The following is a 23,046-nucleotide window of genomic DNA, read 5'->3' on the forward strand; positions in this document are numbered from 1 at the left end:
ATTTCATACGAAATATATTAGATAAAACACCAAAGAAAAACACTAAAGAATTCAGAGAAGATTTAAAAGCATTATTTAAAATCACCGATATAAACGGCTCTATAATAAATAGTGTTGGTGAGAAATCATCAGCACTATTTTTGTATGGAAATGTATAAAAAATAGACATAGAAATCACATTCCTATAAAATATAGTTGCTAGCAAATACCAAGGAGTAATTCTATGTCTATTAATAATTATATAAAAATTATTTACTTATCTTTACAGTTCTTGTTGAAGAATCCCAATCTACTTTAGATCCTAATATTTCAGAAATTGCTCTTAGGGGTACAAAAGTCCTTGAGTTCTTAATAACTGCTGGAGAATCAATTGCAATTTTCTTTCCATTAGCCTCAATTTCTTTTTCTCCAATTACAAGGCTTACTTTGTTTTCACCAATGAGAACAGTTTTTGTATCAGCCTTCCAATCAACTTTTTCGCCAAGAGCCTCAGAGATAAATCTTAGAGGAACCATTGTCCTTCCCTTTTCAATGTAAGCTGGAGTCTCAGGTTTGATTTCCTTGTCTGATACGAAAATTTTAATCTCAGACTTAGCTGAAGACTTTTCAGCCTTTACGTCCTTCTTGCTTGCAGGTTTAGAATCCTTAGCTTCCATGGCCTTTGCATTAGCCCAGTCAAACTTTAGGTAAGCCTTTTGTTCTCCTGAACCCTTTCCACCACCAGCAATAGCATCCATAGCATCAACCCATACAGCAACAAGAATTTGATCTTCCTTTGGACTTGTTCTTACAAACTCGTGCTTCTTTATATATTCACCATTAATAGGGCTTTGCTTAGTTTCAACTCTCTTAGAGTCCTTATCGCCATCATAGATAAATAAATTTGTAAGTTCACCTTCCATATTCATAAATTCCATCTTCTTTAGAAAAATATTGTAAATAAATTTACCATCTTTTTCTTCAACTTGAGCAACTTGCTTTAAAGAAGGGTTGCCCATAGACTCCTTATCTGGTTCGCCATACTTAACTAATTTTACTGGTACTTCATAAGAACTTGCAGCAAAAATAGAATTAGGTAATAAAACTAATACTAACAATAGTGATAAAATAATTTTTTTCATATTACACCTCATTTTTATCTAAAGGGACTCTTAATTTAAAAGTCCCTTTAAATTTTTAAACTTAATTGTGATCAATATTGTAAAGAACTTGAGCAACTTGTGCCCTAGTAAATTGAGATTTTGGTGCGAAACTTCCATCGCCCATACCACTTACTACTCCAAGTCTTGCCATTTCCTTTACAGAATCCTTAGCCCAGCCTTGAATCTTATCTTCATCTTTGAAGGCATTAGTATTGCCCTTTGCATTAAGATTCTTGCCTGAAACCTTTAAGAACTTAGTCATCATCACAGCCATTTCTTCTCTTGTTAGTTCTTTATCAGGTGCAAAGTTTCCTTGTCCTACGCCTGATACTATTCCAACTTTATTCGCCCATGTGATATATGGACTGTAGTACATTCCTGACTTAACATCTTTGAAGTTTTGATCCTTGTAGTCATTTACATTGACATTTAACATTCTTCCAAGAACACTTACAAATTGTCCTCTTGTTATAGACTTGTTAGGACCAAATTCTGTATTACTTAGGCCTGCGAAGTATCCCTTGCTTACAACATAGTCAATAGCAGTCTTAGCCCAGTGTCCACTTGTGTCTGTAAAGTTGTTTTTATTATTACTTTGAACAGCTTGTTGATTTTGATTTTGTTGCTTTTGTTGGTTTTGTTGATTTTGATTTTGTTGGTTTTGGTTGTTGTTGTTTCCGCCAACTCTTCCTACTTCTCTTGCATTGTTCCAGTTAAAGGATAGGATTGCATTTTGCTCTCCTCCTCCCGGACCTTTGCCTGCTATTTCATCCATAGCATCTACCCAAACTGCAACGTTTACTCTGTCATATTTGCCGTTCATGGTCCATGACCAAGTGTTGCCTGATTGATCCGCTCTGTACTTGCTGCCATCAATGATAAACAGATTTGTTAAGTTGCCTGTCAAAGTTTTGCCGCCGAAATCTCTTTGGATAGCATGGAAATTAACACTGTATCTGAATTTTCCATCCCTTTCTTCTACTCTAGCAGTGTGATTAATAGCCGCATTTGCCATTGAGTAACCACTTTGATGAGCATGAAGAACTTCTACTGGAACTTCATATTGAACTGTAACTGGGCCGTTATTTTGGTTGTTTTTGTTATTGTTGCCCCAGCCTTGGTTATTGTTGCCCCAACCTTGGTTGTTGTTACCCCAGCCTTGATTGTTGTTGCCCCAGCCAGAGTTGTTGTTGCCCCAACCTTGGTTATTGTTGCCCCAACCTTGGTTGTTATTGCCCCAACCTTGGTTGTTATTGCCCCAACCTTGGTTGTTGCCAGAATTATTTGGCTTACTTGTATCTAATGTAAGTCCTGCCGCAGCAGCTTTTAAATTATCAATGGCAAATTTTACTTGCATGTCCGTAGCATTAGGTTTAGTCAATAAACTCATTAAAGAATTATATGCGTTAACATACATCATGTTGCTTTGATAAGTGTATTGAGGTCCGCCTAAGTTGGCATATCTTTTCAAAGCATCTACAACATCTTCCCTGCTCGGCACATTAGGTGTTGGTGTTGGAGTAGGTGTTGGTGTTTCTCCACCGGGAGTAACTTTAGTCATTTTGCTCTTATCAAATACAAGTCTTGCATTTTGTGCCCCTGCTCCAGGTGTGCCGCCCATAAGACCGTCCATAGCATCTACCCAAACTTTTACATAAAGAGTATTGTCTTTTAAATTATCAAACTCAGCCTTAGTAAGTTTAATTCTAAATACCTTAGGGAATTGTTTTTGAGATCCGTCCATAGCCTTATCTTCCATTTGCTCTAAAACTTCAGCAGGAATTGCCTCTCCCTTTATAGTATTGTCCTCAAAGCTAAATAAATTAGTTAAATGTCCGTAGAATTTAGTTGCGCCCAAAGGTACTTCAATACCTTGGAAAGTTAAATCAATATTTACATCATCGCCCTTTATGCTTACCTTGGCAGGAGATACTAAAGCTTTATTTCCCATAGACTCCTTATCTTGAACTGAGTGCATAAGCTTAACAGGTAAAGTATAAACTTTTTCACTTGCTCCCGGTGTAACATTTACATCGGCACTGTTACTAAAAGCTTCTATAGCTTTGTTTAAATTAGTTAAAGCTTCATTAATTTGCTCTTGAGTATTAGCACTATTTAAAACACTTTTAGCAGCTTCAATAGCAGCCTTTAAAGTTTTAAAAGCATCTTCACTTTTTTTACCTTGGCTTATCTTGTCGGCATCCTTTATCTTAGCATCAAGGTCTGTTTTGTTTAATTGCGCTTCTTTATCCGGACTAGATTTAAATGCTTCTATAGCCTTATTTAATGTGGTTACTGCACCATCTATTGCAGTTTGTTCACTTGCACTATTTAAAACTTCTTCAGCAGAAGTTATTGCAGCTTTAAGAGCATTAAAAGCTTCATCTGTTTTCTTACCTTGTTCAACTTTCTTAGCTTCTGCTATTTCTTTTGTTAAGGCTTCTTTTTCTAGTGGAGTTGGTACTACTTTATCTGCACTTTCATTAAAGGCTTTTACTGCTGCTTTTAATGTTTTAACTGCTTCGTCTAATTGAGTTTGCTCTGTTGCTTCCTCTAATACTTTTTCTGCTGATGCTATTGCAACCTTAAGTGTATTAAATGCTTCTTCTGTCTTCTTACCTTGTTCTATCGCCTTGGCTGCTGCTATTTCATTTGATAAGTCTTGTGTATTTAAAATAACTTTTGTGAATTTTGTTTTGTCTATTACTACCTTGGCGTTTTGTTCTCCTGCGCCCGGTGTTATTGGGTTACCCGGTCCTGATCCTATGGCGTCCATGGCATCTACCCAAACTTTGATCCATAAGAAGTCCGATGCTTCAAATACACTTTTGTCCATTGTGTATCTAAATATTTGTGGGTAATTATGCTCGTTACCGTCTAAGCCAAGGTCTATATGTGACTTTATTACTTCCGCTTCTATTACATCATTATTGTTTAAAGGGTCTTTGTTGTCTCTGTAAAAGAAAAGATTTGTCAAATGGCCTTTCATTCCCATTAGATTCATGCCTTTAAATGTAAGTTCTATGGTAACTTTGTCTCCTCTATAGACTACTTTTGCCCTGTGTTCTATTGCACCATTTGCCATAGATTTTTGTCCCGGGTTATATGCATGGGCTACTTCAACTGGTGCTGTGTATATTCCGTCTTCTACATTGCTTGTAACTGATTGCGATTCTAACGCCTGTACTATGGTAGTATTTTCTGGCATTGGGATTACTGATTGTGCAACTGCCAATGATGGTGTCATTATCGACGCTATAAGTGTTGCTGATATTGCTTTTCTAAATTTGTTCATTGTCGCTCCTTTCAATTTTATCTTTTATTTTTAGCTTTTTGAACTTGCCAATTGTTTTATATTCTTCGCAAAATAATTTGCTGCTTGTTCTAGTTCTTCTTCCGTTGCTACCCTCGATTTTAGGCTTGTTTCTATCATTTTTTCTTTTATCTGTTTTGGAACTACTAGTCCTGTAATTCCTCTTAATTTTTCTATCATCTTGGGGTCAACAAGTCCTGGACATATGTATTGTCCCAGGGAGTCCCTGTCTATTAAAAGATCCTCTAAGTTTTTTATCACCTTCCTTCCATGTTCTGAGTCTGGCATTGCTCCTAATGTTGCAAATAGTCCTATTTTTTTATTTTTGATGGTCTTTAAGAATTTTAGGGTCTTGGTCTCTAAGGTCCCTCTATCTATCCAAGCACCCAAGAGTATAAAATCAAATTTTTCTACTTCAGGTGCATCTCTTATGTCCTTTATGGTCATTTGGTGCTCATCTTTTAAGACTTCATAAATTTTTTCTGCCATTCTCTTGGTGTTGCCTGTCTTTGATGAATATATTATTAGTCCCTTCACTTTTCCTCCTTAATCTTCTGCAAATACATATTTTTTATTTTCAATATCTATTATTTTTAGTCTTGTGTCGTAAATCTTGCTTATGTTTTCTTCTGTTAATACTTGGCTTGCTTTTCCTTGAAATTCGATTTTCCCCTTCATCATTCCTACTATGGTGTCTGAATACTCTAGGGACTGGTTGATGTCATGAAGGACCATGATTATTGTCTTTCCAAGATTTTTATTTAAATTTCTTATTAGTTTCAAAATTTCTATCTGGTATTTTATGTCTAAGTAGGTTGTAGGTTCGTCCAGGAGAAGTACATCACTATCTTGTGCTATTGCCATGGCTATCCATGCCCTCTGGACTTGTCCACCTGATAGGGAGTTGACTCTTTCTTTTCTTATTTCTTCTAAGCCACAAACTTCTATGGCTTCATTTATTTTATTTTTGTCCTCTTGACTTGGCTTCTGCATAAAGCCTACATAGGGATTTCTTCCATAGGCAACAAGTTCTTCAACTTTAATGTCCCCTGCTATTTGATTTTTTTGTCTAACTATGGCAACTTTTTTTGCAAATTCTTTTCTCTCTATATTTTTAATATTTCTGCCGTCAAGACTTATAAAACCCATTTTTGGTTTTTCCACTCTTGTTATTAATTTTAAAAGTGTTGACTTGCCACAGCCATTGGCACCTAGGAGGGTTGTGATCTTATTTTTTTCTATTTTTAGAGAAAGATCTTTTATAACCATATTTTTGTCATAGGCGAAAAATAAGTGATTAATTTCCATAATTTTTCCCTCCTACTTTTAATAGGCCTATAAAGAATATTCCGCCCACTACTGTCATTACTACTGATGGTTTTATTTCGTAAGGGTAGGCTATCACTCTTCCCAAGGTGTCTGATAGGAGGAGGGTTATTGCTCCCAGTATCATGGAATAGGGTATTAGGTTCTTGTGGTTTGAGCCAAGAATTATCCTTGCTATGTGCGGCACTACTAGGCCTAAGAATCCTATTACTCCAACTATGGCTGTTGATACTGATGCAAGTATTATTCCTATTAGGGCTAGGATAAACCTATCTCGATTTACATTAACTCCCAAGGCTTGTGCTGTTTGATCTTCCAGTTGAAGTAGATTCGCTGTCCTTATTGTGAAGAGTGCTATTATTAGAAATAGGATTCCGTAAATTGCCATAATTTTTACATCTGCCCAAGTTTTTTGTGCTACATTGCCTTCGATTATTGATTGAACGTTTGTGAGGTTGCCCCCCATCATGGATTTTATTCCTTCGTTTACTCCCATTAGGGTCATGTTAAGTGCTACACCTACAAGTATTAGTTTTATTGGGTTGGATCCTCCGTTCCAAGCTAGTGAATATATTAAGAGGTAAGCAAGAAGCCCTCCCACTACTGAAAAAAGTGGGCTAAAGGCATATAGGCCAGGGAATAATATCATTACAAGACTTGCTGATAGACTTGCCGCTGATGATATACCTATTATCCCTGGATCTGTTAGGGGGTTTTGCATTACTGCTTGTAAGAGAACCCCCGATGTTGCTAGGGCTGCTCCAGCTAGTATTGATATTATAATTCTTGGAAACCTAAGGTCATATATTGTTGCTACGTCGGGATCATATTCTATAAACAAGCCCCTTAACAATTTACCAAAGGTCATTTCTATGGAGCCTGTTTTCGCTGAATAGAGGATGAGTCCTATTAGGACTAGGATTGATATGGTGTAAACTAGGATGATTTTATTTTTCTTCATTTGTCTTATCACCTGTATTTCCTACTTCATTTGAGTCTTTCCCATAGAAGAGTTTGTCTAAGTCATTTAAGGCTTCCTTGTAGTTAAATTTCGCACTCATGCCAAATTTTTTGTGGTCAAGGTCGTAAACCTTGCCTTCCTTAACTGCCCTAAAGTGTTTCCAAATGTCATTTTCTGCAAAGTCTTTTTTAAACATTGCCATTACTTGATCTGGTAGGGCATGGGCTGTTCTAAGTATCATGTCTGGATCTTTCTTTAACATGTCTTCTGTGTTTATTGTTATGAATTGTTGGTCTGTTCCTTCATATACATTTTCTCCACCTGCAATTTTTACAAGGCTCCCTGCATAGGAGTTTTCTGTTGCTACTACATAGGACCCTGGCAAACCCATTAAGATTAATACTCTAGGTGCTTTTTTGTCCTTGTGTTTTTCTCTATAGTCGTCTATGAATTTTTTGTAATCATCAATTAAGTCTTTGGCTTCTTTTTTTCTGTTAAGTAATTTCCCAAGATCCTCTATTGATTTATACATTCCATCTGTGTTGTTTAGGTTCAAAAATCCATAGTCAAGGTCTGCTGCCTTGTATTTTGGAAGTAGGTCTGAAATTAAAGACACTGGCGAAAAAACATAGTCTGGATTTATTTGTTTTAATTTTTCAATGTCTGGTGTCATCGCCATCCCTACCTTAGGGACATCCTTATATCTTTCTGACATTGGATCTATTTCTGAGTCTGGCACTGCAACAAGGTCAATGTTTAATTTTTCCATTATATAAACTGTTGCCATTGATGTTGCTGCTATTCTCAGTTCGCCATTATTTTCTTTCTTACCAGATTTTTGACTTACGCAAGACGTTAATAATAGACTTGCTAGAAGTATGGCTAGAATCTTTTTTATTCTATTCATAGATGTTTCTCCTTTTTTCTTCTAATTCGTCTTCTACTTTTTTCTTGTAGTTATATGATAGGAGGGCTAGTATGATAAATCCTCCTGTTAATATTACAAAGAGTCCTATTAAGCCATAAATAAAAGCCAAAGTTATTTTGCCTAATTTTGTCTTAGGTGTTTCTTTTTCATCTTGGTCATCTGAATAATATAATTTTTTAATTATTGGAGAATCCTTTGTTAAAAGTCCATGGTCATAACCCAAGTCTCCAGCAGAAAATTTTGAGTTAACTGGTTTTTGCTCTATTACTTCTCCTTGGTTAGGAGCCTGTAAAACTTCTCCAACTTGTTCATCATTGTCTAGTGGTTTTAAGTTGCTTAGGTTAGGTATATTGTTATTTGTATTAGTTTTAGGAATGTTTGCCTGTGCCTGTGCTTGTGGGGCTTCCGTTACTACTTCTTGTTTATTTGTACGTCTTGACGAATTATTTTGAAGGCTTGCAAAGTCAGTGTTACCTTTAACTAAATCTGATATTGTGTAGTAAAATATTACATCCCTTCCCATAGGACCTACAAAAAATGTTGCCCTTACGATTACATTTTTGCTTGGTATTTCAAATCTGTAATCTCGTGTTTCCGCTGTCTTTCCTGTAACTTCTGCTGGTACAGAATAGAAACTATTGTCGCCATAATTTTGGACTGCGAAGGTTTCATTTTTTATATAGTTGGCTAGGTTATAACGGACTGACAAAAATATTCTTCCATCATCTGTTGTTTCTACCAAAGCTTGTGGACATACTACATTTTCTGTCATACCCTGTCCAATGCCTGGATTGTTACCTGGGTCTTCTATGACTCCTGTAACAGGATGGATATAGTAAGGGGTCGTCTTTGCTATTTCTTGTGAATAGGCATAGGTAACATTTATTAGACTTGTAAAAATGAGAGCCATAAGGCAAAGACTATTTATTATTTTTTTCATTATCTTTTAGCCCTCCTAAAAACATCATTTCATCTTTCATATCTTTTACTTCTTGCAAATTTTTTCTAATTACAACAAAGGCTATTGCGTTTAATCCTATAAATATTAGGAGTATTAAAATAATAATGCCCTTTGATTCTTTTTCTTCAATTTCTTGTCCCTCTACCCCATTCTCTATATCTTTATTTTGATTGGTGGATGGTCCCTTGCTTTCTTGACTTTCAATTTTACTTTGTAGTGAGTCTATAGAAGGTGGACTTGTGTTTAGTGTAGTTGAACTAACTTGTGGTCCCTCTACTGGCATAGGGGATGAGGAATCTGAAGAGCTTGATATTTTTTGTGCCTGTGGTTTTTTAACTGTCGCCATAAAGTTATTTGCTCTTTCTTCCTTTGAACTATTAGTGCTTGTACTTATATTGCTTAATGTAGGTAAATTTTTATTATCTATGGTTTCATTTACTTGCACACCTGAACTAGCACCTTTCACCACTATAAAAATTGCTGAATCCTTTGTTTTAAATTCAATGTGATCTCCATTGACTTTGTAATTTATCTGCTTTTTTTCTCCATTACTTACTTCATAAAGACTTAACTTGTCTTGTCCTTTAAATTTTAAAAGAGGTAATTTTAAATCAAATTCCTTGTCTGCATAAATCTTTTTTCTCTTTGCTTGAATGCTTTCTTCCTTGCCACTTATTTCATCTAGGGGTCCTAAAAACTCAATCTTAAAAACATTCACTTGATCTAATTTGTCAAAGTCCTTTGTGAATTCTTCTGCCTGCTTTCCTGATAATTTATTTCCGTAAAATGAAAATTCCTCCTTAAAGGTATCTGGTCCGTAATTGACTATCAAGTTTTTATTTTGGACTTCTCCAGCTTCCTTTGAATTAAATTCTGGCTTCTTTGGTCCGTCTTTAAACTTCTTTATTAAAGTTGCTTCACTTTCATCGATCTTCTTAATTTTGTCAAAGTCTAATTTTATTCTCGCCCTTATTGGTTCGTCACCCATGGGCTCAACCTTTGGATCTACATAAACCTTTGTCATTTCATCCATATTAATTAGGTTTGTCCTAAATACTCTTGGTCTTTTGTCCTTTTCCTTAGGTACTTCTAGGTCATAGCAACCTGCTTCTGCCCTGTGATAAATTCCATCTTCCTTTTGGAAATATATATTTACCAAGGACGCTGTTATGGACATATATTCCATCTTGTCTGATCCTATGTATAAATTTGCTTCTTTATTATTTACTTCTATCTCGGCTCTTTGTATAAGGGCCTTGTTGCCCATACTAGGCTTTTCTTCGATGGCATGCCACAATTTAATTGGAATTTCATAGCAACCATCTTCTAAATCTATTTCTTTTTTCTCTGGTGTGCTTTCATTATCCGCAAATACAAAATCTGTTAAGAATAATAAAGATAATAAAAATACTAGAGATATGTAAAATTTTTTATTTTTCATTATAAAACCCCTTTTTATAAATTTACAATCTAGGTTAATGATACTACTTATCAATTACTTAAACTATAAAAAATTTACGGGATTTTTGTTAACTCTGGTTTACTTAAGGAAAAATTTTTATAAATATATTATTTTAATTTTTATAATAAAAATAAACCCTAGTCACCGACTAGAGTTTAAAATGTTTTTATATATTTTATGGTGTATAAGTTTAAGTTTTTAAGTTAAACAAAGGTTAACTATGAATAAAAAATTTGCTTTTTTTGCATGGATTGTTATTCCCATTTGAGATTTAATTTTTAAAATCAAGGATGCTTCTAAAATTATCCCATCTGATGTTGACCAGTAATCAATTAAATTAAGAGGAATCTTAAAAATCCTGTTCTTAGAATTTATTTCTATTTCTTCGCCTTCATCAAAATAAAATAACTTTGTAGCAATTGCTTTTTTAAAGTAACCATGATGAGCCTTCTCTATGGTCTTAGTCGAAAGTTCTATATAGGATTCTTCTCCTATTATTAAATATGCGTGATCATCAAAGCCCATAAGTGCCATGGAATTATCTACAAAGGAGTTTTTGCTATCTTCAGAAATTTTTTTTATTGAAAAATTAATTTCATGCCTTCCCTTTTCTAAATATTTGGAAATATATTGGACCCTCTCTCTCCCCTGAATATCTTTAGCCAAAATCATACTTTTGTATCTTTTTTCTAGTGCCTCTTGGTAAGGAATAAGTCTCTTTGACAACATTTCAAGACTGATACTCCTAGCAAGATTATCGTCAATATCCAAAAATTTTTGTACTACAAATAAACTCTTATCAAGATTTTCATTATAAAATTCAGAAAGGTCATGTCCTATTTTCGTCAACTTATACTCATTATCCTCTTTGTATAGAATGCCTGTAAGAATCATTTTATCTAGAATTTTTTTTGAGTTAGGTCGAGAACAACTAAAGAATTGACTTGCTTCTGTGATGGTCTTCCTTCCTTCGTAATTTTTTATAAATAATAAATATTGAATTTGTATTTTAGTTATATTTAAATTTAACATTGACTTATGACTCCATTTCTCTCTTCACTTCTACTATTCTGTCACAAATCCTAAGAGAACTATCCCTGTGAGATGAAATTATAATACTTTTATTTTTTCTCTCATTATATAGGGACTTTAAAATTATCCCTTCGTTTAATGCATCTATGTTAGCCGTTGGTTCATCAAGTAGATATAGCTTTGATTTTCTTAAAAAGATTCTTGCTAAAGCTAGTCTTTGAGCTTGTCCAGTGGATATTTCATTATTTTCTTTTACTATCTCTGTATCCAAACCCTTGTCAAGTGTCATTATGAAATCATAAATATTTGCCTTCTTGCAAGCTTCTATTAATTCCTCTTCACTTGCATCTTTTTTTGCAATTTTTAGGTTATCTCTAATGCTTCCTCTAAATAGGTGGGTTTCTTGACTTAAGTAAGAAATGTTCTCTCTTAAATTTAATGTATTCAAGTCTTTTATGTTTTTATCATTTAGGCAAATCTTGCCACTCTTTATATCGTAAAATCTCATCATTAATTTTATTAGTGTCGACTTGCCACAACCGCTTTTGCCTTTTAGCCCTATTATCTCATTTAATGAAGCTTTAAAATTAAAATCATTAATGAGTTTTGTTTCATCATAAGAAAAATTCACTTTCTCAAGACATATATTTTCATAATCAATTTCTTCTCCCTCGTAATTTATCGGTGTAAGGGGATCTTCTTCTAAAAGTTCCATGACTCTCTTGCCACAAGCAAAGGTCAAAACTAAGTTATTTGCAAGAGATGAAAGGGCGCTTGTTGGTCCAAAAGAGGAAATGAAAACTCCCAAGGGGAATAATAAACCACTAAGGTCTAAGACAGAACTTTTGTAAAGCTTAATGGCTGCCAGAGTAAAAATTAAATCTGCAAGTATTATCGTAAAAGATGTGAGGGCAAAATTATTAGATGATTTTTCTGTAAGAGTCTTTGTAGACCTATTTAACTTATTTGCTTCAAATTCAATCTCCTTATACCTATCTTCAAAATAAGAAAAATTAATGATTTCTTTTATTCCCTTAAAGCTTTCCAGGATTAGAGAATTTAAACTTGATATATTCTTCCTCTGCTTTCGTCCAATTTCTCCAGCAGATTTCTCTGTGATAATTGGGATAATTATAGCTAATATCAAGTGAAAAGTTAGAAGTATCCCAGAATAAATTGGATTAAATCTCCATAAAAGTATAAATAAAAATAAAGTGTGAACTAGGGCTATACAGACAGGTGAAATTGTGTGTGCGTAAAAGACCTCTAGTAGTTCTATATCTGATGTAATAATAGAAATTAATTCTCCCTTATTTTTCCCATTCATCTTGGCTGGTCCCAAGGATCTTAGTTTTTTGAAAATTTTGTCTCTTAATATTGCTAAAATTTTGAAGGCTATATAGTGATTTAAAAGCTGCTCTAGGTACTTAAATATTGCCCTCAGTATAGCTAAAGTAAATAAGATTCCAATTATTAATTTTAATTTTACAGTTTGATTTAAAATTAGTTTACTTAGGTAGAACAAGCCTAATGATGGCAATAAAGTCGCAAATATGTGTCCACTTGCACCAAAAAATATGGCAAAAAACATTTGTAACTTTAGATCATCCACAAGGGATAGGAGTTTCCCTATTAAATTTTTATATTCAATTAATTTCTTCATTTAAACCCCACATTTCTAGTTCCCTTTGGTATCTATAAATACCAGAAAATAATTCTCCCTTACTTATTTCTTCAAAACTTCCTTCTTCAGCAACTTTCTTATTGTCAAGATAGTAAATATAGTCTGCGTGAAGGACTGTATTGAGTCTATGAGTAATAAGAATTATGGTCATTTTTTCTTTTAATTTTTGTATAAGATTTAAAATCAAATCTTCTGATTCCTTATCTATATTTGAAATGGACTCATCTAAAATTAAAATCTTTGGTTCTTTCAAAAGTACCCTTCCTATTGCAAGCCTTTGTTTTTGTCCACCAGATAAGTTGTTACCAGCACTTTCTAGGATGCTATCTAAGCCGCCTATATTTTTAAAGTAGGAATACAGACCAACTTCTTCTAACACTTCTATTAACTTATCATAATCTGCATTTTTATTTGCAATTTTAAGATTATATCTAAGGCTTTCCTTAAAGAAGTAAGGGTTATTGTCTACTAACATTATATTTTCATTTAAAGAATCATTTGAAATTTCACTTAAGCCATTGTAAAGTATTTCTCCATCATAATTTCTTTCAAGTCCTCCAACTAATTTTGCAAGGGTGGACTTTCCGCAACCACTTTCTCCTACTATGGCTGTGATTTTGTTTGATTTAATCTTCATATTCAAATCTTTTAAAATTTCCTTTTCTCCGTAAGAAAAATTTAAATTTTTTACTTCTACATCTACTTCTTTATCCTTTATCACATCTTTAAAATCTTCTATACTTTCTATTTCTAAAATTTCAAAGAGGGAATTAGCTGCTGTAATTCCATTCATTACAACATGAAAAAGTGCACCTAGCCTTCTTAAGGGCAAGAAAAACTCTTGGCTTAAAAGTATAAAAGAAAAGGCCGTAAAGACAGAAATCTGACCCTTGGAATAATAGTAGATTGATAGGATTATTCCCAAGGCTGATCCAGCATATGAAATTAAATCTAGGACTGTAATATTATTTAGTTGCATCATGAGAAGCTTCATTGTTTTGACCCTAAAGTCTTCTGCCTTCTCATTTAGTAGATCATTGTAATCTTCATCTGCATTAAAAACTTCTAAACTTGTTAAGCCATATAGGAAGTCTATAAAAACTTCTGACAAATTTGTATATGATTTCCAATAAGTTTTTACAACTTTTTTTGCAAGTTTTTGTACCATCATTATTGCAATTGGTATTAGTGGTATTAGTAAGAGCATTATTATTGCAATTTTGAAATTTAAAAAAGAAAGTATAAAAAATAAAATTAGAGGTCCTATTAGAGAGAATAGAAGTTGTGGCAATAGAGCAGAGTAAAATAAGTTGAGTTGCTCTATTCCCTCTACACCTAAATTTATAACTTCTGAAATAGAAATTTTACTCCCATACTCCATCTTAAAAGAAAAAACCTTCTTCATTAGCCTTTCTCTCAATGTATTTTTAATCCTATATGAAGCCTTGTAAGATATGCTAGCTTCTATTTTTATTAAGAAAATATTTAGTCCAATTATTAGGAACATAAATAAAATAAACTTGCTCCCACTAAAGCTTGAACTAATTAAAGCTTCTATAGACTTGCCTATTAAAAAAATCATGGCAACATTTGTTGTCATTTGTAAAATTTTTATAAGTAAAAGTTTTAAGATTTGTACTTTTTCACTTTTTAATTCATTGAATAATTTCTTGTTAAACATTTCTACTCCTTGATTGTCTTAATTTTAAAAATAAAATATATGTAGTGAAAAATAAGCACTAGTAAAAGTGTGATTCTTGCATGCAAGTTGTTTACAAAATAAAATGATATAGCTAAAAAGAAAGTGATTGTCATGAGTATCTTTCTCTTCCTATCTCTCGTCATACCAGTCTTGTTTTTTATTGGCTCAATATTTTCCTTGTATAATTTAGTAGAAATAAAATAGTCGTTGAACTTTTTTGATCCTCTTGCAAAGCAATAAGTTGCAAGTAACAAGAAGGGAGTCGCAGGTAATAAGGGCAAATATATACCGATTATCCCAATCCCCAAAAATATAAATCCAAGTATTAAAAATAAAATTTTCAATTATATCCTCCTTAATTTTGATTTTTGTATTTTTCAAAATAAATACTAACAAAGAAATTTTTATAAGTAAACAATATTGATATCGAATATCATTTTGTTTATATTAAATATATTCATTTTTTTTATGATATATGTTGATTTATAGGGACTAGACCCTTGTTAACTACAGTTAACTTTTTATATAATTCAAGCCAAAAAAATAAGGCCCTGGTTTGAACTGACCCCCAAAAGTTGGACTTAAAAAACCAACTTAAGGAGGTCAGTTTTTTAATGACAAAATACAATTTAGAATTTAAACTAAATACTGTAAACTTGTACTTAACAGGAGAAATGTCCTATCAAAGCCTAGCAAATGAACTAAAAATCAATAATCCACCTATGATAGCTAAATGGGTTAAAGATTTTAAAGAAGAAGGAATTGAAGGACTAAAACCAAAAAAAGAGAGGTAGACCTTCAAATATGTCAAGTACAGATAAAAACAAAAATCAAAAAATCAAAAAATAAAAATATTAAAACAAAAAAAGAATTGAGTGAATTAGAAAAACTAAGAAAAGAAAATTGCTATCTTCAAATGAAAGTAGATATATTAAAAAAAGATACAATTCTCTCAGATGACAGAATCAGAAATAGACGAATATCTAAGATCATTAAATCACTAAGAGATAAATATAAACTAAAAGACTTGTTGGAATATTTTGATCTACCAAAATCTAGCTACATGTATTGACAAGAAAGACTAGATAATAGAAATAAAGATGAAGAATTAAAAGAAACAATAGAAGAATATATCGAATATTACAATAAAGACAGAATAAAAGAAAAATTAGGATATTTAAGTCCAGTGGAATATAGAGAAAAGAATGCAGCATAAAAAATACCAGAGAAAATATAAATTCTCTCTGGTATTTGGTCCAACTTTATGGGGTCACCACAGTTTTCCTAGAGCCTTTTAATTAACGGTATTTTAAAACTTCTGTGGCAAGCTCAAGCATTTCAATGGCAACATTGAAGTTTTCGCCAAAAAGATCGAAGACAGCATCTTCAGAAAGAACTCCACAAGGAAGATCCTCTGGGATTTCGCCCCTGTCATATCTTTCCAAATCATCAAAATAAGTCTGGGAAGAATAATAATCGCTGAGCTTTCTGTATTCCTCTTGATGAGCCTCAAACCTTTCAATGGCAGCTCTCAAGTTCTCAATAACATCATTGTGGTCATTTAAAATCTTTTCCATTTCACTAATTCTTTTAATAGGATCCATAATATCCTCCTTATAATTAATTGCACAAATCTTTATACCCTTATTATAAAAAATAAATTGCAAAAGAAAAAGATAGGAAATTAATCCTATCTCCTTCACCTTCAAATTTTTAAAATTAATCTTCCATTAAATATTTTACTGTAACTGCTGCCATTGATTTGGCGCAGATTGCCATGGCATCTTCTCTTATGTCAAACTTTGGATGGTGGTGAGGGTAGGGTGCGTCATCTTTTTTTGCTCCCACATAGAAAAAACAGGATGGTCTTTCCTTGGCGTAGAAGGAGAAGTCTTCTGATGGTGGCTGTGGTCCTCCGTCACTTATTTCTTTTACTTCAGGAATTTTTGCCTCCCTAATGGCATCAACAACAAGGTCCGTCATGGCTGGGTCGTTGTATAAAACGGGATAGTCCTTGGCGTAATTTATTTCAACTTCCATGGCAAAAGTTTCCCCAATGCCCTTGGCAATTCTCTTAACTTCTCTTTCAATTACATGGCTGATTTCATCAGACATTGCTCTCACATCACCTGTCACTGTGACAGAATCCTTTATAATGTTAAAAGTTCCCTCGCCGGCAAAGGACCCAATTGTCACAACTCCATTTTCAAAGGGAGAAAGTCTTCTGGACACAATAGTTTGGACTGCTGTTACAAAGTGTGAGGCTGCAACTATGGCATCATTGGATAGGTATGGCATGGACCCATGACCGCCAGTGCCCTGAAATTTCACCCTAAACTTTGCCCTGCCCGTTTGAGTGTTGCCCTTGTGGTAGTGAGCTGTGCCAAGAGGCATGGAAGACATAACATGAATTCCAAAGACATTGTCCACGCCCTCTAGGACTCCTGCTTCAATCATTTGCTTTGCTCCTCCAGGAGGCGCTTCTTCTGCATGTTGGTGGATGATTACAATTTTTCCACGCAAGTTATCCTTTTTCTCATTTAAAATATCTGCTAAGACCATTAAGTAAGCTGTGTGGGCATCGTGACCGCAGGCATGCATAACACCATCGTGCCTTGAGGCAAAGGGAAGTCCCGTCTCTTCATGAATGGGAAGGGCGTCGAAGTCTGCCCTAAGTGCTATAGTCTTGCCCGGCTTTTTTGTGTCAATGACAACCCTAAGACCCTCGCCGCCCATGTTTTCTGTCACTTCCACATCCTTGCCCTTATAAAAGTCAGCTACATATGCTGCCGTTTCAACTTCTTCAAAGGAAAGCTCAGGGTTTTCGTGAAGGTGTCGGCGATGTTTTACCATCTCATCTTGTCTCTTATCTATTTCATCAAAAATTTCTTTTAATAACATAAGGCACCTTCTTTTATTTTTAAGGTTCTATAATAAATAGTGTTGGTGAGGAATCATCAGCACTATTTGACAAAGAACCATATAAACTTAGCAAGAAAAATGAAAGAAGAAATATTTAATAAATATGAAGAAGATAAAAAATATCAAAAAAGCTTACAAATATTAGACGAAGGATTTGAAGATTCCTTTGCTTACTTAAATGAAGAACACGTCTTTTCAAGGCTTAGAACAACAAATTGTATTGAAAGGTTAAATGAGGAAATAAGAAGAAGAGAAAAAGTAATACGTATATTTCCAAATGAAAAATCAGCAATAAGATTAATAGGAGCTATATTAATTGATATAAATGAAGAGTGGATATCTACTCAAAGAAGCTATATTAAATTTTAGATAATAATCAGCTTTAAAGATATAGCAAATAATAAGAATGGTTGTCAATATATTTTAACATACTTTAGGGAGTTCTTTGACATTTCTTAAAACTTAATTAAACTTTTAATAAATTAAAACTGTAAATATTGCAATTGTACGCTCAGTATGAAAGTTGTAAGGGTTGTCGTGGCTTATGGGTCTTAATTATTGATAATCATTATTTCTGTATTCCAATGACAATAGTAAATCTTTAATGAAATTTCCCTACACTGTCATCTCGACCAAGTGAGCGACAGCGAACGCATAAAGAGTCTTGTTTGTAGTGGAGAGAATTTGTAAACATGAAATAGTAAATGTGTTGATAATCATAAGAGAAAACTTCTATTTATTCCTACAGAACTACCCCTATACCGGGAGATTCCTCGATTACAGAAAATTCGTAAGAATTTTCTTTCACTTGGAATGACAGTTGTAAGGGTTATCGTGGCTTATAGGTCTTAATTCTTTATAATTATTATTTCTGTATTCCAATGACAATAGTAAATCTTTAATGAAATCCCCTTATAGTGTAATCTCATCTAAGTTAAAAATAAAATTTTTAAAATAAAAAACAGAGTGTCTTAGTCTTTGTAATTAAACTAAAAATACTCTGTTTTGTTATTACTACTATAAATTTATATTTATTTAATTTTCAATAAGACAATCACGCTACACTCAAACTATATTTTTAAAATTCCAATTAATCTCTTTACTTTTCTATTATTGGAATATCCAAATTTCTTAATTTTTCGGCAAAGATTCCGCTTCCTTTTACTAATTTATGCTCAAAATTGCCATTGTATATCTTGCTATAGCCGCAAGTTGGGCTCTTTGCTTTTAATATAGCTTCATCAATTTGCAAATTCTTTATTTTCTCAAATTCTGCTTCGCTGGCTTCACGATATTTTTTATCTACATCTTCGCCATCAATATTTATTACTCTGCCATTCTTTATTTCTACTGGCTTTCTGGGTGTTCCAAATACTCTTTCTGGACAAATTGTCACATAATCTTTATCTTTAAGATATTCTATGACTTCTTTATTATAATTATTGCCACCATTATATTTGCAGTCCTCTCCCAATAGGCATGCTGATACTATTATCATAGGTCATCTTCAATTACTGAAGATTTTGAATAAGCTGTTGGCTTTGCTTCAAAAAAGTCAGTTTTAATCTTATTTGGGTCAGAATATTCGGATACCCATTTCATGGATTCAGGTTCATCTTTATTTTCAGGATATATATCTCCAAAGCCTAAATTTCTTGAACGCAAATTGCCCAAGTATTTGATGTAATCTTCTATCATATTTTCTGTAAGACCTCTTATGTCATTGCCGATTACATATTTACCCCAAAGAATTTCTTCTTCTACTCCTGTTTTTAACATATCTTTGTATCTTTCGATATCTTCATCTGTAAAAATTTCTGGGTTTTCTTTTTTTAAGTCAATAATTATACTTCTAAATAACCACAAATGTGTATTTTCATCTCTGTTGATATATCTAATTTCAGATACTGTGCCAGGCATTTTACCCATTCTACCTAAATTATAGAAAAATGAAAATCCTGAATAGAAATAAATACCTTCTAAAATATAATTTGCAATTAAAGCTTTCACAAAATTTTTAAGAGTTGGGTCATGATAAAAATCTTCATATTGGTCGCCAATAAATTTATTTCTCTTTAAAAGAATTTCGTCATCTTTATATTGATAAAGTATTTCCTCCCTCTCTTCTGGTGAGCAAATTGTATCTAAAATATATGAATATGACTGTGAATGAACGGACTCTTGAAACCCTTGTATTGAAAGACATAGATTTATCTCATTGGCTGTCACATAAGACTGCAATTTCGGTATTTGTGCAGTTTGTAATGAGTCTAAATAAATCAAAAAAGACAGTATTTTGTCATAGGATGTCTTTTCAAATTTATCCAATACTCTATAATCTTTAATATCTTGTGACAAATTTATTTCTTCTGGAATCCAAAAGTTATTCATTGCTTGTCTATACCAGTCTGAAGTCCATTTGTACTTCAAATTATTAAAGTCGTTTAAATTTGTGGTATTACCATTTATTATTCTTCTCTTTGAAGTTTCAATATCTCCATTTTCGTTGAATAATCCTCTTTTTTTAAGCTCCATATTATCTCCTTTTAAGATGCACAATAATCACATTCTTCTACTTCAAGCGATTTACTTCTCACATAATAAATAGATTTAACCTTTTGTTTAGAGGCTTCTATATAAAGATTTAGTAATTTCCTCATTGTGTAGTCAGTTGTGATATAAAAATTAATTGACTGAGACTGGTCTATATGTCTTTGGCGAACTGCCGTCATCTTTATCAAAATATTTTGATCAATATCGTGAGCATTTTCATATAACCAAAAAGTTTTTGGAGTTAAATCAGGTGCAACACGAGGAAGGATTGAGCCTTTCTTTTCTTCTAAAAAGTATCTCATCATGACAGGGTCTACTCCAGCAGTTGTAGCCGCTATAATAGAAGTAGAACCAGTAGGAGCAACTGCCATTATATAACCATTCCTTAGTCCATTTTTATTTACACTTTCACGAAGGCGTGTCCATTTTTCATCTTTATAATCTCTAAGTTCAAAATAATCGCCATTTTCCCAATCAGAACCTTCAAAATAATCATAAGATCCTTTTTCCATTGCTATCTCATTAGAAGCACTAATTGCATGATAATTTATCCTTTCATATAAATCATCTGCCCACTTTAAATGTTCTTCTTCATCTGAAAATGCAATTCCTGCTTTAGCTAAAGCATGGTGATAACCACTTGTACCTAGTCCTATGGAACGATACTTTCTATTTGTAACTTTAGCATAAGGTATTGGGTAGTAGTTTAAGTCTATCACATTATCCAGTGCTCTAACAGTAGTTTTGACTACATCTTTAAGTTCGTTGTCATCTTCTATATTAATATTTCCCAGTACAAGAGATGCTAAATTGCAGACAACAAAATCTCCCGGCTTAGTCTTAGTTACAATCACCTCATCGCCATCTTCTGTCTCGATAGTTGTAGATATTGTCTCAATTGGGCTCATGTTTTGCATTATTTCAGTACACAAATTGGAGCTATAAATCATGCCTGCATGTTTATTTGGATTCATCTCATTTACATTGTCTCTAAAAAATGCAAAAGGAGTTCCGGTTTCCGTCAATGATTTGATAATCAAACGAACTAAATCTTTGACACTCATCTCACGTCTTGATATATTTTCATCTTCGATACATTCTTTATATTTCTCTTCCCACTCTTTGCCATAATAATCTTCAAGTGAGTAACCTTTTTTAGTTAAAATCTCATGAGGGTCAAACATGTACCAAGTTGCATTTATGTCTTTTTCTGCAAGTTCGAAAAATAAATTTGGATAACTTACAGCAGGAAATATATCATGAGCTTTCATTCTATCGTCACCATTGTTGGTTCTAAGCTGCAAAAACTCAGGTATATCTTTGTGCCAAACATCTAAATAGCAGGCAACAGAACCTTGTCTTACCCCCAATTGGTCGACAGCCACAGCAGTATCATTTGCAAGTTTTAGCCATCTAATGACGCCGCCAGCAACACCTTTGAAACCTCTAATGTCTGAACCAGTAGCCCTAACTTTACCAAAATAGAGTCCCATACCTCCTCCATGTTTAGAAATTTGTGCAAAATTATCAATGGAGCGATAAATTCCCTTGAGAGTATCAGGTACAGTATCTATAAAACAAGAAGATAGCTGATTATATGGTTTTCGGGCATTGGACATAGTTGGAGTTGCGACAGTAACCTTTAAAGTAGAATAAATATCATAAAATTTCTTTGCCCAATAAATTTTGTTTTGCTCAGGAATAGCAAGATGCATTGCAATACCCATAAACATTTCTTGTACATTCTCCACGAGCTTTCCATCATGGCTTCTTATCACATATCTTTTAATAAGAAGATCTAGCCCAGAATAATTCAAAAGATTATTGCGCGAAGAATCAATATATTCCTCTAATTCTAAAATCTCTTCTTTAGAATAATTTTCTAAAATATACTTACCATATAATCCTTTTTCAGTTAAAAATTTGATTTTTTCATAAAAATTATTTATCCCATAAACCTTTAAATTCTTTTCAATATTCATATTTAAATCGTAGTTTAAAAATATAGCAGCAATAAACTCCCATCTTGGTGCATCTTTTGTAGTTAGTTCACTTGCAGCCTTTATTAGCTCAGAAAGATAGACTTCTTGTGTTTGGTTTTCTTTAACAAAAGACTCAAACTTTCTATATAAATCCTCCAGAGAGTATTTTTCATTGTCATATTTTTTTCTGATATTTTTTAGTATATTTAAAAGTTTTTCATCATTTATGAACTCTCCAAATCTATCGATGATTTGACGTTCTTTGCTGTGTTTATTTCTGTATAGAATAAAAGATTTCATTACATCAATATGTTTTTCATCAATTAATTTTAATTCTACAAGATCTTGTATTTTCTCCACAGTTGGCGGGTTCTTTGGATTATAAGTCGAAAGCAGTTCCTCTTTAATTTCCAAAGCATATCTATTTAAATCTTCACTCTTGTACTCCTTATCAATGGATTTAAAAGCTTTTTCAATAGCATGTTTAATCTTTTTATGATCAAAATCCACAGTTCTCTTATCTCTTTTTAAAATTTTCATATATCCCCCATATAGTAGTAAAATATTATAATTTATTATAAGTGCTACTATATATTACCATAATGTAGAGTGTTTTTGTAGGGTTTTACATAAGTATAATTGTAAAATATAACTATACCAATAGGTTTTATAGATACAAAATTATTTAAACTTATGGTAATCATACTAATATTATTGATTAAATATTCTATAAAAATGTTTAATCAAAAATCTTTATTAGTAATCTTAAGATACAGGTTAATACCGCCAAATATTGTCAACAAAGCAAATGGTATAAATATACTCACTACTGCTTCTTTATTTCCTTCTTTGGCATATTCTATCAACGCCCATATCATTAGACCATAAACTATAATAATTAGAATATAAAATATTATTTTAAGTGTTTTTAAAACTAGATTACTTAAGGGGGTGTTTTTAGTTTTTAATTTTTTATATGCCAAAAAACCTAAGTACAATATTATACATTGGACTATAAAACTTATTAATCTATGCATTTTCCCTCCCAATATTAAATTAAAAAAAGAGACCTCAAAAG

20 protein-coding genes and 2 pseudogenes are annotated in these 23,046 nt (G+C 32.8%); 4 read left to right on the forward strand and 18 right to left on the reverse strand.

From position 1 onward, the window contains the following. Positions 1-248: 248 nt before the first annotated feature. From ABID14_RS06680 to ABID14_RS06735, 12 genes are all read right to left on the reverse strand, one after another. Complete coding sequence (locus ABID14_RS06680) at positions 249-1,121, reverse strand: copper amine oxidase N-terminal domain-containing protein (RefSeq protein ID WP_354368420.1); 873 nt, start codon at positions 1,119-1,121, stop codon at positions 249-251. Between the two features lie 61 nt (positions 1,122-1,182). Next, complete coding sequence (locus tag ABID14_RS06685; protein WP_354368422.1) at positions 1,183-4,437, reverse strand: S-layer homology domain-containing protein; 3,255 nt, start codon at positions 4,435-4,437, stop codon at positions 1,183-1,185. Positions 4,438-4,467: 30 nt separating this feature from the next. After that, entirely contained in the window at positions 4,468-4,992 is a 525-nt protein-coding gene (locus ABID14_RS06690; protein WP_354368424.1) for a flavodoxin family protein, read from the reverse strand. A gap of 9 nt (positions 4,993-5,001) precedes the next feature. After that, positions 5,002-5,763, reverse strand: coding sequence for an ABC transporter ATP-binding protein (locus tag ABID14_RS06695; protein WP_354368426.1), 762 nt, complete (start codon positions 5,761-5,763; stop codon positions 5,002-5,004). Further along, complete coding sequence (locus ABID14_RS06700; protein ID WP_354368428.1) at positions 5,753-6,742, reverse strand: FecCD family ABC transporter permease; 990 nt, start codon at positions 6,740-6,742, stop codon at positions 5,753-5,755. The genes ABID14_RS06695 and ABID14_RS06700 overlap by 11 nt, the downstream gene beginning before the upstream one ends. Beyond that, positions 6,729-7,649, reverse strand: a complete 921-nt coding sequence (isdE, locus tag ABID14_RS06705) for a heme ABC transporter substrate-binding protein IsdE (protein ID WP_354368430.1) — start codon at positions 7,647-7,649, stop codon at positions 6,729-6,731. The genes ABID14_RS06700 and isdE overlap by 14 nt, the downstream gene beginning before the upstream one ends. After that, entirely contained in the window at positions 7,642-8,610 is a 969-nt protein-coding gene (locus ABID14_RS06710; RefSeq protein ID WP_354368432.1) for a heme-binding Shp domain-containing protein, read from the reverse strand. The genes isdE and ABID14_RS06710 overlap by 8 nt, the downstream gene beginning before the upstream one ends. Then, the gene (locus ABID14_RS06715) at positions 8,591-10,072 is read right to left on the reverse strand and encodes an NEAT domain-containing protein (RefSeq protein ID WP_354368434.1); all 1,482 of its coding nucleotides are present in this window, start codon (positions 10,070-10,072) and stop codon (positions 8,591-8,593) included. Before ABID14_RS06715 ends, ABID14_RS06710 begins: the two co-directional genes overlap by 20 nt. 219 nt (positions 10,073-10,291) lie before the next feature. Continuing rightward, on the reverse strand, positions 10,292-11,125 hold the full coding sequence (locus tag ABID14_RS06720; protein ID WP_354368436.1) for a hypothetical protein: 834 nt from the start codon (positions 11,123-11,125) through the stop codon (positions 10,292-10,294). Positions 11,126-11,129: 4 nt separating this feature from the next. Next, positions 11,130-12,788: an ABC transporter ATP-binding protein gene (locus ABID14_RS06725; protein WP_354368438.1), complete on the reverse strand. Its 1,659-nt coding sequence runs from the start codon at positions 12,786-12,788 to the stop codon at positions 11,130-11,132. Next, on the reverse strand, positions 12,772-14,490 hold the full coding sequence (locus ABID14_RS06730) for an ABC transporter ATP-binding protein/permease (protein ID WP_354368440.1): 1,719 nt from the start codon (positions 14,488-14,490) through the stop codon (positions 12,772-12,774). Before ABID14_RS06730 ends, ABID14_RS06725 begins: the two co-directional genes overlap by 17 nt. Positions 14,491-14,492: 2 nt before the next feature. Continuing rightward, positions 14,493-14,855 (reverse strand): YbaN family protein, encoded by a 363-nt coding sequence (locus ABID14_RS06735; protein ID WP_354368442.1) that lies wholly within the window; start codon positions 14,853-14,855, stop codon positions 14,493-14,495. 270 nt (positions 14,856-15,125) lie between these two features. Between ABID14_RS06735 and ABID14_RS06740 the strand changes: the two genes are divergently transcribed. The 3 genes and pseudogenes from ABID14_RS06740 to ABID14_RS06750 all read left to right on the forward strand — a co-directional run. Continuing rightward, positions 15,126-15,305 (forward strand): helix-turn-helix domain-containing protein, encoded by a 180-nt coding sequence (locus tag ABID14_RS06740; protein WP_148130073.1) that lies wholly within the window; start codon positions 15,126-15,128, stop codon positions 15,303-15,305. A 77-nt stretch (positions 15,306-15,382) separates the two neighbouring features. Further along, positions 15,383-15,583: a hypothetical protein gene (locus ABID14_RS06745; RefSeq protein WP_354368444.1), complete on the forward strand. Its 201-nt coding sequence runs from the start codon at positions 15,383-15,385 to the stop codon at positions 15,581-15,583. A 9-nt stretch (positions 15,584-15,592) separates the two neighbouring features. Then, positions 15,593-15,727 (forward strand): annotated as a pseudogene (locus ABID14_RS06750) (IS3 family transposase); the annotation flags it as partial. A gap of 82 nt (positions 15,728-15,809) precedes the next feature. Here the strand turns inward: ABID14_RS06750 and ABID14_RS06755 are convergent. Then, positions 15,810-16,115 carry a DUF4298 domain-containing protein gene (locus ABID14_RS06755; RefSeq protein ID WP_354368446.1) on the reverse strand — a complete coding sequence of 102 codons (306 nt, stop codon included), beginning with the start codon at positions 16,113-16,115 and terminating at the stop codon, positions 15,810-15,812. Positions 16,116-16,230: 115 nt separating this feature from the next. Then, positions 16,231-17,412, reverse strand: coding sequence for an amidohydrolase (locus ABID14_RS06760; protein WP_354368448.1), 1,182 nt, complete (start codon positions 17,410-17,412; stop codon positions 16,231-16,233). 81 nt (positions 17,413-17,493) lie between these two features. Here ABID14_RS06760 and ABID14_RS06765 point away from each other — a divergent pair. Then, positions 17,494-17,802: pseudogene (locus tag ABID14_RS06765) on the forward strand (transposase); the annotation flags it as partial. A 730-nt stretch (positions 17,803-18,532) separates the two neighbouring features. On the opposite strand, the gene ABID14_RS06770 reads toward ABID14_RS06765, so the two are convergent. From ABID14_RS06770 to ABID14_RS06785, 4 genes are all read right to left on the reverse strand, one after another. Continuing rightward, a complete protein-coding gene (locus ABID14_RS06770) occupies positions 18,533-18,931 on the reverse strand; it encodes a 2-thiouracil desulfurase family protein (protein ID WP_354368450.1) in 399 nt (132 codons plus the stop codon). Beyond that, positions 18,928-19,968 (reverse strand): ribonucleotide-diphosphate reductase subunit beta, encoded by a 1,041-nt coding sequence (locus ABID14_RS06775; RefSeq protein WP_354368452.1) that lies wholly within the window; start codon positions 19,966-19,968, stop codon positions 18,928-18,930. Before ABID14_RS06775 ends, ABID14_RS06770 begins: the two co-directional genes overlap by 4 nt. Before the next feature lie 11 nt (positions 19,969-19,979). After that, a complete protein-coding gene (locus ABID14_RS06780; protein ID WP_354368454.1) occupies positions 19,980-22,508 on the reverse strand; it encodes a ribonucleoside-diphosphate reductase subunit alpha in 2,529 nt (842 codons plus the stop codon). A gap of 203 nt (positions 22,509-22,711) precedes the next feature. Beyond that, complete coding sequence (locus tag ABID14_RS06785; RefSeq protein ID WP_354368456.1) at positions 22,712-23,005, reverse strand: hypothetical protein; 294 nt, start codon at positions 23,003-23,005, stop codon at positions 22,712-22,714. Between the last annotated feature and the right edge of the window lie 41 nt (positions 23,006-23,046).

It is taken from the genome of Peptoniphilus olsenii (genome assembly GCF_040545475.1).
GTDB lineage: Bacteria > Bacillota > Clostridia > Tissierellales > Peptoniphilaceae > Peptoniphilus_A > Peptoniphilus_A olsenii.